Annotated in this window: 6 protein-coding genes and 1 pseudogene; 2 read left to right on the forward strand and 5 right to left on the reverse strand. The window is 44.6% G+C overall.

The window, feature by feature from the left end; translation table 11 throughout:
* Positions 1–13: 13 nt before the first annotated feature.
* Positions 14–7,165, reverse strand: a complete 7,152-nt coding sequence (locus tag L1D23_RS12980; RefSeq protein ID WP_239866895.1) for an RHS repeat-associated core domain-containing protein — start codon at positions 7,163–7,165, stop codon at positions 14–16.
* A 70-nt stretch (positions 7,166–7,235) separates the two neighbouring features.
* Complete coding sequence (locus L1D23_RS12985) at positions 7,236–7,601, reverse strand: hypothetical protein (RefSeq protein ID WP_239866898.1); 366 nt, start codon at positions 7,599–7,601, stop codon at positions 7,236–7,238.
* Between the two features lie 408 nt (positions 7,602–8,009).
* Here L1D23_RS12985 and L1D23_RS12990 point away from each other — a divergent pair, with 408 nt between their 5' ends.
* Positions 8,010–8,387, forward strand: a complete 378-nt coding sequence (locus L1D23_RS12990) for a hypothetical protein (protein ID WP_239866901.1) — start codon at positions 8,010–8,012, stop codon at positions 8,385–8,387.
* A gap of 53 nt (positions 8,388–8,440) precedes the next feature.
* Here the strand turns inward: L1D23_RS12990 and L1D23_RS12995 are convergent.
* The 3 genes and pseudogenes from L1D23_RS12995 to L1D23_RS13005 all read right to left on the reverse strand — a co-directional run.
* Positions 8,441–8,872 (reverse strand): annotated as a pseudogene (locus L1D23_RS12995) (nuclease); the annotation flags it as partial.
* A 666-nt stretch (positions 8,873–9,538) separates the two neighbouring features.
* Positions 9,539–12,136 carry an ExeM/NucH family extracellular endonuclease gene (locus L1D23_RS13000; protein ID WP_239866904.1) on the reverse strand — a complete coding sequence of 866 codons (2,598 nt, stop codon included), beginning with the start codon at positions 12,134–12,136 and terminating at the stop codon, positions 9,539–9,541.
* A gap of 348 nt (positions 12,137–12,484) precedes the next feature.
* On the reverse strand, positions 12,485–12,997 hold the full coding sequence (locus L1D23_RS13005) for an FxsA family protein (protein WP_239838046.1): 513 nt from the start codon (positions 12,995–12,997) through the stop codon (positions 12,485–12,487).
* Positions 12,998–13,316: 319 nt separating this feature from the next.
* On the opposite strand from L1D23_RS13005, the gene aspA reads away from it, so the two are divergent.
* Positions 13,317–14,765, forward strand: coding sequence for an aspartate ammonia-lyase (aspA, locus tag L1D23_RS13010; RefSeq protein WP_239866907.1), 1,449 nt, complete (start codon positions 13,317–13,319; stop codon positions 14,763–14,765).
* Positions 14,766–14,915: the final 150 nt, after the last annotated feature.

The raw sequence follows: 14,915 nt of genomic DNA on the forward strand, positions 1-14,915 counted from the left end.
GAACACATCAACTCTACTTATATTTAAACTTAAATTTTTCTTTGAAATATCTGTTGATCCTAGCATCTAGACTAGACACATTCGATATTCCAGATTTGATATCCACAGAAACATCTACTCCAGCACTAGCCTTTCCTAAATTGGCTGAGGCCTCAACTCCAACCTTACCATCTGAGGCAGCATAGCCCGATACCCCTGCTCCTCCTACGGGAGTCTCAACACTTCGGCCAACACTGACCTTAGTCGTCGTCGTGTTTGATTTTAAATCATGATTAACTGATACGTTTACTGGCCCTGCATCAAAACTAGATCCAACTGATCCAGACTTACCATTTGTACCTGAATTCACAGGGCCAGACTGATAACCTGCACTAAACTCAACATCAAGAACCTTTTTGAAATCCATGTCGTCGAACAAGTCATTCATGGCATTTGTATATGCATACCTCTCGGCTTCTGCATCCAGCTCTTCATCTACTCGGTTCATCACCTCATTTATGTAACCTAACTCTCTAGCGACTTGCTCTTCAGATATTCCTTCTCCCTTGGAAGACTTTGTACTATTCGAGTTACTAGAATCTTCAGATACTTTGTCATTACTTTCTTCAGGTTTGTTTTCTTTTGCAGCACCCGTTTTCTCATTGGAGCCATTGTCGCTACCTCTATCGTTTCTATTAGAGTTACTTCCAGATATTCCGTCGTGATTGGTGCCATCTGTACGACATTCACCAGTTGCTCCGCTCCCACTGCTATCCCTCCACCAGTAACCTGAAGGATCAGTGTATTTAAGAGGATTGTTCATTACATAGGCATATCTATTGAAGCTATTGGTAACGTATGGAGCTTGTACTACAGGGTCGGGACTAATAAACCGACCCAACTCTTGGTCATAAACACGACCATTCATATGAACTAAGTCAACTTCGGTAATTTCTTCATGTCCGGTATAACCACGGTTAGTGATGGCGTTTTGTACCACATCCAACGGCCCATTATCAGACCACGCGACTTTACGCTGCTTACCCCAAGTATCGTAACTGCGGCGCTCTACCACCAAGCCATAGCCATCGGTGATCAAATCGACCGAGTTCAACGCATCGTAATGAAGGTAACGGACTTGTTTGTCCTGCAAGTCGTCTTCTGCACCCTTAGTCTGAGTATTGAGTGCGATTAGCTTGCCATCGGCATAAACAAAGTGTTTGTGTTGAACAATCCCTGTATTGGTATCCTTGACTCGCTCATAGCTCTTGCCGAAGTAGAAGGTTTCAATGCCGTCGCTGTTTTTCTTCAGGTAACGGTTATGGTTAGCGTCATAGAAAAACTCGACGGTTTTACCGTTGCGGGTGATCTTGTTTGGCTTGTTGAATTCTGTCCATTCCAGCTCTCGCTCGTTGGTCGAGTTACCATCTGCCCATGCGCGTAGCATGTTACCGTTATCGTCATATTGGTAATTCAGCCCATTGGCTTTTGTCACAGCATGTGGCCCTGCCTGCTGGCCGCTGTAGTGGTAGTCTCCAATGTCGGATTTATGGATCAGATTGCCCAGCTTGTCATAACGATAATGAAACGGCCCCGCTAAGTCTGGGTTGTCTACACCGTGTTGTGTTTTATTCGCCAAACTGATGGTATTGCTGGTGACGCGATCTAAACCATCGTACGTCCAAGTATCGGTGATGCCCAACTGCTCATCGTATCGGTAGGTCACGTTGTTGTGATTGTCGTAGCGATACTGAATAAATCGCTTATGGCGACCAGTGTTTGTAACACCAGCAATACGTGGGTCAAACAATACATTCGCTGCATGGGTAGTAATATAATTCGGGCGACCGGTATTGGCATCATGGCTGTAGGTGTTAACTAAACCATTACCCAGCGTTTCCGACAATGTATGATCGTACGCATCGGTTTCACGACGCTGCCAGTAGTAAAGGTAGGCTGGGTTATCTAATGATTCTTCCATTTTTGACTGAGTCAGAATCATATTAAGGTGATCAGCTTGGCTAGATTGCTGAGTATTCTCACAATGATTACGAGAAGAGGCTTCTAGCTGATTTCCCCCTAACTGATTCGCATATTCACAGTTCAGGCCACTCAACTCTGCCACTTTTTCTGACAGGTTAATCAACTGGCTGGCAAGATCGGTGTAGAACTTATAGCGAGTATTCGCAATGACAGCAGCTTCAGATAGATCCTCAGCACTGAAAAGTAAATTTTCTCTAGTCTCACTGTCCGCCTGAGCAATATAGATATCATTACTACTCATCAGATCTTTCTGACCATTATTGTCATAATCAGCCAATAAGAAGTCATGTGAAGCACTCAAACTTTGCGCATTAAACTCAGAAGCAGGCACCGTATGAACGGTCGCATTGTAGTTGCGGATTCCCGGTTGGGTATTGGCTAAGGTAGTCGTTAGGCGATAAATCGCGCCTTCCAGCGTAATATCCAGTGGGATAGACACATCATCATGGAGTAATACCCAAGTTGCTGGACGTAAGTAACATTCGCCTTGGTTGTTACACCATTGCTTATAGCGATAGCCGTCACCCAACAAGGCTTGTGAGGAGGTATCCAGGCTGTGCACATTGACGGTTTTGCTATTGTACTCAGCTGCCTTTCCGACAAAGAAGCTTTCTTGTTTAGCATAACGTTCCGCTTTGACTAAGTACTCTGTTGCTTGTGCTTTTGCAGCGTCAAGTAGCTTTTCAATATTTTCTCGGAAACTGGCCTTGGTAAAGACTTCATCTGCATAATTTCGCGGACTGCGTACCCCAGCAACGTAGCCATAAGGGTTATAAACATATTCGACTGCCAAGCGATCGTTGCTGTTGGTGCTGCTCAATAACTTGGCCGCACCGGCAAGCGTGGTATCCATGCCGTTTGGTCGAACTTCCCTAGCAACACGCTCGAACTTATCGTAGAAATAATGGGTACTGAACTTCTCGTCACCAACTTGAACGGCCACTTCTTCAGTAAGACCAGCAGTATTGTAGTAATAGTCCGTCTCACTGCCATTACCAGCAAAACCAGATAGGGTGCCAAGCGCGCCGCGTTCATCGTAACGCCAGGTAGACACGTTACTCCCTTCGGTCAGCTTCACTTTTCGGCCAAGACTATCGTACTCAATCGTGGTGATAGTACCCTTCGCATCACGCTTGTAAACCAGTTCACCCGCTGCGTTGTAGTTGTAACTCCACTGGCCCATATCTGGGTCATCCAATGAATTACGATGACCTAAATTGTCATAGCGGATATGAGTCTTGTTACCCGCGGAATCCGTGCTTGAACGTAGTTTTCCATCCGGATAGTACTGATAGGTTTGGTAGGCACCATCTGGCTCATTTTTACGCAGTATATGACCCATGATATTGGTCAAAGTACTGTGTTCAAAACCTCGGGCATCAGTCACAGAAGTTAAGTAGCCTTGATAACGGGTGGTAAAGCTGGCTACACCACCGTTGCTTGCAGGCTCCGACTTAGTCAATTCACGGTTTAACTCGTCGTAGCTGAAAGTGACTATTGGCGCAGGCGATTTTTTGCTAAGGAACTGAGGTCGCGTTACGCTGACTTTACGGCCATTACGGTCCCAACGAGTATCCACTACCACAAGCTGGCCACTAAACCCTGTATGCAGTTTGCGGATTTCTCTTCCAGCGTAGTCAAAATGCGTCACTACTTTACCGCCAGTCGCAGGCGATGTCGTCACACAGCTTACGGTTTGCGACGTTCCATCTTTACATTGGCTACCCAAACCGTAGCTGGTGTGGTTGATATTGCTGGTACCCGGTAGGGTTTCTGTCAATACGCGACTGAAAACGTCATAGGTGTAACCTGTGGTACGGCCTTTTAGCGGACTCACTGACTGTTTAAGCCGTCCTTGAGCATCAAACTGTGTTGACGTACGGTGACCAACGGCATTGGTGGAAGCTGTTGAGAATAAGCCTTGTGCATCAAACTGGGTGGTCGTCGTGCGTTTAGCCAAATCAGCGCCTTCTACACTTTGGCTGACAACATTACCCCAATCATCATAGCTATATTGTGTGGTAATCGATTTCCCAGCCAAGGCAATATCACCACTTGACTCATAATCCGAACTGGTTGTTTTGTCTGAGATAAGGAAACCATTGCTACTGTAATCATACTGGTTCGCGATGGTTCTCTTCAGATTGGTGGTGTTATCAACAATAGTAGAGATAGAGCTGGCAACGGCGCCGATCTTCCAATAATTCTCGCCCGTTTGGCCGACAGTCTGCACACGCGTCATAGACGATGTGGTGAACTCCATATTACCGTCACCATCATAGTCATTATACGAATAGCTTCCACACGACTTAGCGTTTGAGTTGTTAAATTCGCTGGCGGTTGAGCTGGCAAGTTGGCCTTTGTAGACCGTTAAACCATCGAGATCAACACTGTAAGAACTGCTCTGGTATTTGAAATAACTATCGTAGCGCTCCAGAACGAGAGGAATATCAACATCACTGTGGATCAACACAATGTAGTCATTGGGCTTAAAGAACACTTCGCCGTTTTCACCACAATAGCGCCCCATGCCCGCTTTATAAGTACGAAGCAGAGTGTCTAAATTGTTGACGTTACTAACGCTGGTAATGTCGTAAATGTAATGGTTCTGATTTACACCCGTTGAGACGTATTGATATTGGGTGTTGCTGGTAAAGCTGCCCGCGCCTTCTAATTCACTGGATAATTCTGATTTTTCATTGATTAAGTTGCCAAAGCGATCCATTGAACGAGTAATCACTTCCTGACGCTCAACTGCACTACTGCTCAAACCATACTTTTTCTTAACGACTTTATTAGCATAAAGCTGGTAGTACTTGGCTCCGTAGCCTTGATTGGTCAACTTTTGATAGCTGTACGATGTTTCCGATACTTTCTTATTGTTTTTGAATACAGATACGAGCTTTGGCTCACCCGCCTTCACCACATCTAGCTGTTCAAATATGGTTTCTGTACGAGTGGTGACCTCTGCATTTTCTGTTTCGGTGATTTTTTCAAACCCAAGGAAGCCACCACCCAAATAGTGTGACTTCGCCCCTTCATACTGATAGCTATATGAGGTGGAAGCATAGCCTTTAGGTTGCTTAACAACGCTAGAGACAAGGTAAGCGGTTGGGGTTGAGTTAACGTAAGGGAAGCTGTAGTAACGCTTTTGTTTGTGGACGCTCGTATCTGTCGCGACTTTGTAACTAACGCGGTACTCGATCGCAAACTCTTCAATCTTAGATATTTTGTCTGTCGGATATGCGCTGGACGTTAGCAAGTAGAGCTTGTCGTTATCATTACGAACAAAATCAACGATGCCATCGGAGTTGTAGTCAACCAATTGCTCAATTTTTGAAACATTTGAACCAATGGTCTGACTGAAATTGATATTACCGAAATTGTTTTTGTAGAAACGTCCGTTAACGTAGATTTCAGGGTAACCATCAGCGTTGTAGTCGATGGCTTTGATTTTCTTTAAATCATCGCCATGCAAGCGCCCAGAAGTAAATCTATGTACAAAACTATGACCATTAAATAGGTAAACGCGAATGGTGCGTTGGTTACCACCCGCTGCAATCAGGTCTTTGTAACCATCGTTGTTTACGTCTGCGAGAAAAGCTAAATCTGGTCGCCACTGACTTGTTTCACTGCGGAACACATACTCTTTATAAGAGCGACTTGATAAATAGAAGACCAAATCACTCGTATACTTAACGTAGTAGTCATCTTTACCATCATTATCGATATCAGCAATACCAGATATAGGATAAGACGAGCCCTTTGGTGATGAGAAGAGCGTTTCCTTTCCATCTCCATTTAAATCGGCAGCGGACTGCTCTGATGTATATGTGGCTATTACCCCATTGTTGTTAGGCGAATAGGTTCTGAGTGGCTTCTTAACATCAAGGTAATGGTTGTATTTAGGTCGTTCGCGATCTGGTGGTCCAGACTCTCCGCACCATTCGCCTCTAACATAGTCATATTTTGTAGTCACTAAGTTTGGAGAATCCAAACTGCCTGAAAGAGCATAAGCAGCAATATTATTAACCGTCTCTCCCTTCAAACCTTTGGCAATTCCCGAAGGAGTCGAAGGCTTTATTCTGGTACAAATAGGGTTCTGAGCTTTTTGAGTCAATCCATATGCCTCAAAACGGCCATCTCGATTGCTATCAAAAAAGCTAACTTCTTGAAACCCTAATGAAGATGATTTTCGGCTATTGGAATGGCTATTATTCCAAGAGAAATTGATTTCTGTACTGCACTGGCCATTACTACAGTAATCTACCGTGTTTAAAAGGCTTCGAGCGGTGATCCCAGAGTAAGTATATTTAAGGTTATAGCTTCCGACGGAGGCATTGCTGGCATCAAAAGTCTTGATAGTTTTTAAGCGTACATTTCGTTTTAACTGGCTACCAAACAGATATTGCGCGATTTGATCCGTTCTCGTTTCATACTCAAAGCTAACCTTACCGCCCACATAGCTGATATTGTCAATTCGATGCGTACCATTTCTATTGTCTTCACGGTAGCTGAACTGTACGTGGTTGTTTTTGCTGGTATCAGTGATCTTATTCAGTGACCATTTATAAACGTGCGACTGACCGGGCAATTCCGCTCGCGAATCGGACGTCGCACCATATTCATAAACCGAGCCGTCTTTGTACCAAACCTTGAAACTTTTAGGCCCATTTCCAGCACGGCCAAATGAGACGATCTTCGAATAGCCGTTTGTTTCCAATCGATACTCAGTTAAGTTTTCGCCATCACGGCCAGAAACGGCAATCAAACGTTTCCCATCAAGACAGTAGCGATCATCCGCATTAAATCGAACCCCTCCCCAGCGGCCATCTTTATTGAGGTTTTTACCACAACGAGAAATCGAAGAAAGCCCACCTAAACTCCAACCCATACCGAGCATGCCGTTAGGAGAGTCACTACGATATTCCAAACTCACAGAAGGTTGTAATCCTGCACGGCCCGGAGATACCGCGATTGGCAGCGAGTATGTTGCCTGACCGCCTGACGCAGAAAAATCGCCAGATAGCTCAATGCTTTTTCCTTCTTCTGAGGTTAGCGAGAGAGCCGGGTGCGAAAAGGCTGCCGCCAGTAGTGAAACAACATACACCACATAGGTATGAGTGAAACGATTCGATTTCATATAAGCCACTGCTGTTTATATTCTTAATTGGATTTCGCTTGTTACTCTGAAAGATCAGGTCGCGAATTGATTATTGACTGATGGATTGCAGTCTTTTCAGCCTCAGTTGCAGATTCTCAAGCTCTGCGGGGGGCTGATATTGTTCTTGGATATTGCTTTGTGAAAATTCAGCGAGATCTCCACGAAGGAGTGGGAGTTCCGCTTTCTCCACTTCAACTAGGCCATGGGCAATGGTTTGCTGAAGCTGAATCACCGGTGAAGGGAAATTCGCATCTTGACTCAATGTTATTTTTGGCAATGCATTACTACTCTTGTCGCTCAGAGCAGGTACTTCATCAGTGATTGATTGAGGTGAAGGTTTGAAGAAAGTCACATATAGGGCGCCAGCGATAGAAGCGAACAAAGCCACAACTAGGACATAGTGCTTTTTAGTCATATGAATTAAATCCCAGCCTTTAACGCGGAAATTAGGTGCGCCTACGCTTTTCGTCGTCAGACTAACAATAGGTAGATAATATAAATTAACGTCGATAATAATTAATACTTATATAAATTCAAAATATAATTTAATGGCTATGAGATGAATCACAATATAAATCAGTAAATAGTACTTTGGTTTCAGTTAGTTAAATTAGTAAAAACGAATATAAGAATCGGATAAGGGCAAGGAAAATTTGGTCGCTTAAGCCTCCATTAACTCAAGTCGTACCTGAAAGACTAAATACACTCTGATTCACACTTTTTTGTCTCTATAAAATTATCACTACACATTGATTTAAGTTATAAATAAAATCCTCTTTTCCTTAAGGCTCGTCCTTAATCTAATATCAATCGAGAGTCATAAATGAAACTAAAACACATCGCAGTGGCGAGCCTTTCAGCGTTAGCTTTGAGCGCTTGCCAAACTACGAAGATAGAAGATTTACAACCAACAGCTAGCCAAGAAACTATTGATACCGCTAAAGAGCATCTGAGCGACGTCAAAGGATTGAAGGTGATGGACAATGGTGTGATCTATTACGTTAGAACCTTACCTGGCAGCTCTCGCTGGCAAACGTCTCATATCAATGAAATTAGCTACAGAGTCTCTTGTGAAAACCTACGCTGGTATATTGAGCGCGGTATGATTGTGCGTATGCACCATAGAGGTAGTGGCGGATCTACACAAGACTACGACCTAACACGTTGTGAGACCGAAGTTCCAACGGATTTATACGAATAAAAAAACCGCCACTGAATGTGGCGGTTTTTACTTTGTCTCTGTAAAAGAGTGGCTTATTTACGACGACGCCACAGTGCTAAGCCAAACAATGACATTAGCGCACCAAAACCGAACGAACCAGCCATGTTCAGTTCTAAGACTGCTGGATCGTGGTCCGAAGAGCGGAAGTGGTCGTTGTACTTCGGCAAGTCACCTTTGTACTCATCGTTGTAATCAAATAGAGTCGATTCACCGCCATTGATATGCCAGTCTGTGGCATCCACGAAATGCTTCTTCAGACTTGGACTGATTAGCAGGTGGTCTAACGCGCCCACTTCATCATTGTACGAGTAGCTCCAGCTATTTGGGTGCTTCATCGCAACAGCATTAATGTAGTTGTACCCTTCAGTAATCACCGCACCGTTGTCACCAAACTGCTCTGTACCACCAATGAAGGTATTACGTGCCGCTTTGATCTGCTTACCGTATTTCTCTTCACTGTAATCTTTAGTGCCGGTTGGCAAAGCGTTGCATTTGGTACATTCGATTACATGTTATTTCATAATCGAAAATTATGAATTGTTTAACTATAAGACATATCACAATATAATAAGGCTAAATAATTGATTACTAAAATGCTTAATTAGCATGCGTTAATGCACAGTAGTATTTCTGCCATTAACATTAACCCTATATTCGGTCTCACTACTTCTTAGGATTTTACTTTGATGAGAATACTATTATTGACAATATTACTATTAACTTCCCCTTTATCTTTTTCTCAGGAAGCGACGGGAACGATAGAGGAGATTCAGATCTGTGCAACAGGTGAGCAATCAAATAACTCGTGGTTTAGAACGTTGCAGTTTAAAGTTGACAACAAGTGGTTTGGCATTTGGGCCGACTACTATGGCGGAGCAAATGACTACGAAAACAATATGTCCACGTCTATGATCTTGATGGCTTATTCTCAAAACTTAACAATCCATATAAAGGCGCGCCAATCATGGGAACACCTGTTTACTAGATGCGGTGTAAGCGAAGGAAGCATCTTTGATAGTGCAGCTGGGGACTTTATTCGCATCCGTAGATAGGAGAATGACAAACTCTTAATCAATAAAAAAACCGCCACTGAATGTGGCGGTTTTTACTTGGTCTCTATAAAGCTTGGCTTACTTACGACGACGCCATAGTGCTAAGCCAAACAATGACATTAGCGCACCAAAGCCGAACGAACCTGCCATGTTCAGTTCTAGGACTGCTGGATCGTGGTCAGAAGAGCGGAAGTGATCGTTATACTTCGGCAAGTCACCTTTGTACTCATCGTTGTAATCAAATAGTGTCGATTCACCGCCATTGATATGCCAGTCTGTCGCATCCACAAAGTGCTTCTTCAGGCTTGGGCTGATTAGTAGGTGGTCTAGCGCGCCCACTTCATCATTGTACGAGTAGCTCCAGCTATTTGGGTGCTTCATCGCAACAGCATTAATGTAATTGTACCCTTCAGTAATCACCGCACCGTTATCACCAAACTGCTCGGTGTCACCAATAAAGGTATTACGTGCCGCTTTGATCTGCTTACCGTATTTCTCTTCACTGTAATCGGTCAGAACCAGCATCGGATCTTCCATACCGTAAGAGTTCAAGTCACCAAGAATCACTTTATGACCTTTGATGTCTTTCAGCGCGTCGCCCAGTGCAACCGCCGCTGCAACACGGAAGTTTTCACAAGAGCCTTGCTGGTCTGCATCGACACCGCCCTGACCACCTTGGTCAACGGGTGCTGCGTCTTCCCAACATTTAGAACCTTTCGATTTGAAGTGGTTAATCGCAACCGTGATCTTCTCATTAGTGCCTTTGATCTTGAACGTTGGCGCTAGAGAGTTACGCTGATAGTTCTTACCATCTTCGATCACTTTACCGTCGTCATCTAGTACTTCAGGTGCTTGCTGACTTGGCATCTCGATAACGCGTACTTCTTTCAGCTTCGCCACTTTAGAACGGTAAATAACGCCTGTTGTGATAACGTCGGTACCAATTGAGTCGTTCTTATCCGTCACTTTATCGCCATTGCTGTCAACAGCAACGAAGTCGTAACGGTCTTTCTTCTTATCGATACGCTGGTTTAGCTGTTCAACAAGCTGGCGAATAGCACCACTGTCACCAAAGCCATTGTTTTCGATTTCCATCAAACCGATGATATCAGCGTCAAGGCGTAGAATAGCGTTAACAATCTTCGCCTGCTGAACTTCGAACTCTTCATAACTGTTGGCACCACGGTTATCACCATGCTGGTTAGCGTCACCACCAAATGGGGAATTGAAGTAGTTGAGTACGTTGAATGTCGCGATACGCAGATCGCCTTCTTCCATATCGATGCCTTCAGTACGAGGATCGTTACGTACGAAGTTGTCGTTAGTTAGCGTGTTGGTAGCAATCAGACGGTAATCACCGTAGCTGTAGCTTAGGACACCTTCTAGACCAACGATGGTATCGTCGATACGGATGTAATCTTCTGTGGAACCATTCTGGTCAGCGTCCGTGCGGCCAAAGTCTGGGTAGTAAGGAACCGTGCCATCCGCGGCCTTGGCATCAGACTCAATGAACAGGCGACGCTGTGCGTTTTCAGTGCTCTGCTGTTTCGCTTCGTCAGAACCTGCAGCAAAGTTCTGGTTAGGGTGCATATTGATACGGCCTTGAGCAACCACCATGTTATTACGACGCGATGCGTAATCGTAACCAAAGGTGCGAGTCACGCGCATATCCAACGCTTCAGTCGTCTTAACCAGCATGCCTTCATAGCGCTCTAACGTCTGATCGAAGTTAGCGTCATCCGCCATCACTTCAACTGCCGTCGCTGATGGGGCTGCTTGCTCGCCTTGTTTCACCCAGTTGTTGTTTTCGGCTTTCAGTTGCGTCAGATTGTAGTATTCCTGAACCTTACCTTTGACACACACTACATCGCCAGGCTGAAGATCAGAGCTTGACTGGTTAGTGTGGACGAATAACCCTTCCGATGTTTTCGGGTTGTAGTCATCTTCCAGTGCTTGTAGATAGAAGCCCTTTGTTAGTCCTGTGGTCACTGCACTAACCACACCTTTGACGAAGAAATCTTCATCTGTGATGTATGGATAGCCATTGATGAATGGAGAAGTATCACCTTCACCTTGAATTTCTTGAATCGATGTAAAGACAGGCTCAGCACCATCTTGAGTACAAGCGAACGGCTCTGGTGTCTCACCGCCATCCAGTACTCCTAAACCTTCGATACTGTCTTTTGCCAGCGATGACCATTGAGAAGCGTCATAAGTAGAAGAAGGCGTCATCGCATCAACATTACGTACTAGAGTGACATCCTTTGCGAAATCTGAGCCGCCCATGTTACCCAAGATGTCATGTACGTTGCCGTCTTTCAGTAGCGCAATCGGATCATTACCGTTAAATCCGATCACTGAACCATTTAGGATGTCGCTTACTGCTTTGATTTCATCACTTGAACTTGTGTGTGCAACAACCAGAACGCTTTGTGCTTCCAGTACACGGCCACCTAGAGCCAGTTTGCTGCCCCACTCACCGCCGCCGTTGGTCGATTTCGCTAGCTCATAGCCATCCAGCGTCACTGCTGAATCACCAGTGTTGGCAATCTCAATAGCTTTATTGTTACTGCTACCTTCAACGTACTGAGAAATTACGATATCCGCCATTGCTGGAGCGGAGAGAGCACTTGCGACCACTGCTGCAAGTAAGGTTGGGGTTAGTTTTTGTTTCATTCTGTCCACCTTGCATCGCTTTCCGTGTTGTATAGGGTTGAGAAAGCGTGTTCCAAATCACCTTTTCTATTGAGAAAAGACTTATAAAGCACGACAAGTGTTTATCTTTTTCATGAAACTAAAAACAACATTCAGTGACAGTGAGATTTCGATCTCATAGATATGCTGAATATTTGAAGAGACTTCAAAGTTTAAACATAAGGTGAAACGTTTGTTGCACAAATGAGAATAGATCGCTGATTTAGTTTAGCTTTTGCTTATAAATAGAATTAAAGCTCTAGAGGAAAATACAAATAAAGGCGCGGTGATTGCGCCTTTATTTATCAAGTGTTCGCGAGTTTTTATCTGTTAATTGAGGCGATTATTATCGTCCCCATCCTTACGCTCATATTCCCCTTCAAACGTATTACCGTCTTTAGGTTGGTGATTAAACGGGTCTTGATCAAAAGGGCCTTGTTGGAAGTTTCCAGAACCGAAGCCACCTTGAAAGCCACCACCGACAGACTGCACCGTCATCTTACTCATAAGGTATTTTGCCATCGCAGCGCGTGGTGCCGGTAATAGCACTAACATGCCGAGCGCATCGGTCATAAAGCCCGGTGTCAGCAGTAGTACCCCTGAGACCGCAAGCATCACACCTTCAAGAATTTGCTGAGCAGGCAGCTCGCCTTGCTGCAAGCGGTTTTGCACTGACATCAAGGTCTGCAAACCTTGGCTGCGTACCAAAGACGCACCGGCAAACGCGGTGATCAGTACCAGTGCGATCGTCGGCCACAATCCTAAGTAACCGCCGACCGAAATAAACAGGCCTATTTCAATAATAGGAACGAAAATAAACATCAATAATAAGATAGGAAACACACGCCCTCCTTTGTTAGGCCCAGTGTAAGCCCAAAGCTGATTCAAGCTCAAATTAAAGCTGTAAAAAAGAGTGATAGAAATCCCAACAAACCACTACTACTTTGTGGTTATTAATACCCTGTTCATATCTTGCAAAAGTTTAACTAAACAAAAGCAAAAAAGGTGATCAAGCTACTATTTTTATCTGCTGGGTACAGTATTATGAGCCCCATAAGTCAGGACGGATTTTACAGCCAAAAATTCTGACGAAAGGATTCTTACACTGCAGAATGGCTAGCATTTTACTTTATCATCAGAATAATTATCTAAGGATCCTGTGATGGCTACCCTAACTGATACTCCTAGCACTACCGCTGCCACTCGTATCGAAGAAGACCTACTTGGCGAACGCCACGTTCCTGCCGATGCTTACTACGGCATCCACACACTACGCGCTATCGAAAACTTCAACATCTCTAATGTCACGATTTCAGATGTCCCTGAATTTGTCCGTGGCATGGTTATGACCAAGAAAGCCGCGGCGTTAGCAAACAAAGAGCTAGGCGTTATTCCTAAAGATGTCGCGAAATACGTAGTAGAAGCGTGTGATTTGATCCTTGAAACAGGTAAGTGCATGGATCAATTCCCTTCAGACGTCTTCCAAGGCGGTGCTGGCACATCAGTCAACATGAATACTAACGAAGTGATCGCCAACGTCGCACTTGAGCTGATGGGCAAGGAAAAAGGTCAGTACGAATTCATTAACCCAAATGACCATGTTAATAAGAGCCAGTCGACCAACTGTGCTTACCCAACGGGTTTCCGTATCGCCGTTTACAATAGCGTTCACACTCTGATTGAAGCGATTGAATACCTGAAAGGTGCGTTTGAACTTAAAAGCCAAGAGTTCAAAGACGTGCTTAAAATGGGTCGTACTCAGCTTCAAGACGCGGTACCAATGACAGTTGGCCAAGAGTTCCACGCATGGGCTGTGACTCTGAATGAAGAAATCCGCGCCCTTGAGTACACTTCAAAACTACTGCTAGAAATCAACTTAGGTGCCACTGCGATCGGTACTGGTTTGAACGCAGCTGAAGGCTATCAGAAACTGGCAGTGAAACACTTAGCTGACGTGACAGGCCTAGATGTAGTCCCAGCGGAAGATCTGATTGAAGCGACATCAGACTGTGGTGCTTATGTAATGACACATGGTGCACTGAAGCGTTTGGCGGTTAAATTGTCTAAGATCTGTAATGATTTGCGTCTGCTTTCTTCTGGTCCACGTGCCGGACTCAACGAACTTAACCTGCCAGAGCTACAAGCAGGCTCTTCTATCATGCCAGCTAAGGTTAACCCTGTGGTACCAGAAGTGGTCAACCAAGTCTGTTTCAAAGTACTGGGTAATGACAACACCATCTCATTTGCCGCAGAAGGTGGTCAGCTACAGCTAAACGTGATGGAACCTGTCATTGCGCAAAGCATGTTCGAGTCCATTTCTCTACTGTCTAACGCGTGTGTCAACCTGCGTGATAAATGTATCGATGGCATCACAGTCAACAAAGAAATCTGTGAAGGCTACGTGTACAACTCAATCGGTATCGTGACTTACCTGAACCCATACATTGGTCACCACGAAGGTGACATCGTTGGTAAGATCTGTGCGGAAACCGGTAAGAGCGTCCGTGAAGTCGTGCTAGAGCGTGGCTTGCTGACCGAAGAAGAGTTGGACGATATCTTGAACGTGGAAAACTTTATGCATCCTAAGTATAAAGCGAAACGCTACGAATAAGATTGCTACCAAGGAGGGCCCAACAGGGCCCTTTTTTAGGCACCAATACGGTTAACCGCAGTTTGATAAGGGTTAATACCTATCCAATGGCTCCCTCCTTCAATTATCTAAACGTTTAGGCACTGAGTGTTCAGATAATCGAATTTAAGT

Origin of the sequence: Vibrio sp. Isolate24, assembly GCF_022398215.1 — a bacterium.
In the GTDB taxonomy this organism is placed as follows: domain Bacteria; phylum Pseudomonadota; class Gammaproteobacteria; order Enterobacterales; family Vibrionaceae; genus Vibrio; species Vibrio coralliilyticus_A.

What these genes read in the sequence shown, in the direction of transcription:
- L1D23_RS13000 (WP_239866904.1), bottom strand. Translation starts at nt 12,136, where the DNA reads ATGAAACAAAAACTAACCCCAACCTTACTTGCAGCAGTGGTCGCAAGT.
- L1D23_RS12980 (WP_239866895.1), bottom strand. Translation starts at nt 7,165, where the DNA reads ATGAAATCGAATCGTTTCACTCATACCTATGTGGTGTATGTTGTTTCA.
- L1D23_RS12985 (WP_239866898.1), bottom strand. Translation starts at nt 7,601, where the DNA reads ATGACTAAAAAGCACTATGTCCTAGTTGTGGCTTTGTTCGCTTCTATC.
- L1D23_RS12990 (WP_239866901.1), top strand. Translation starts at nt 8,010, where the DNA reads ATGAAACTAAAACACATCGCAGTGGCGAGCCTTTCAGCGTTAGCTTTG.
- aspA (WP_239866907.1), top strand. Translation starts at nt 13,317, where the DNA reads ATGGCTACCCTAACTGATACTCCTAGCACTACCGCTGCCACTCGTATC.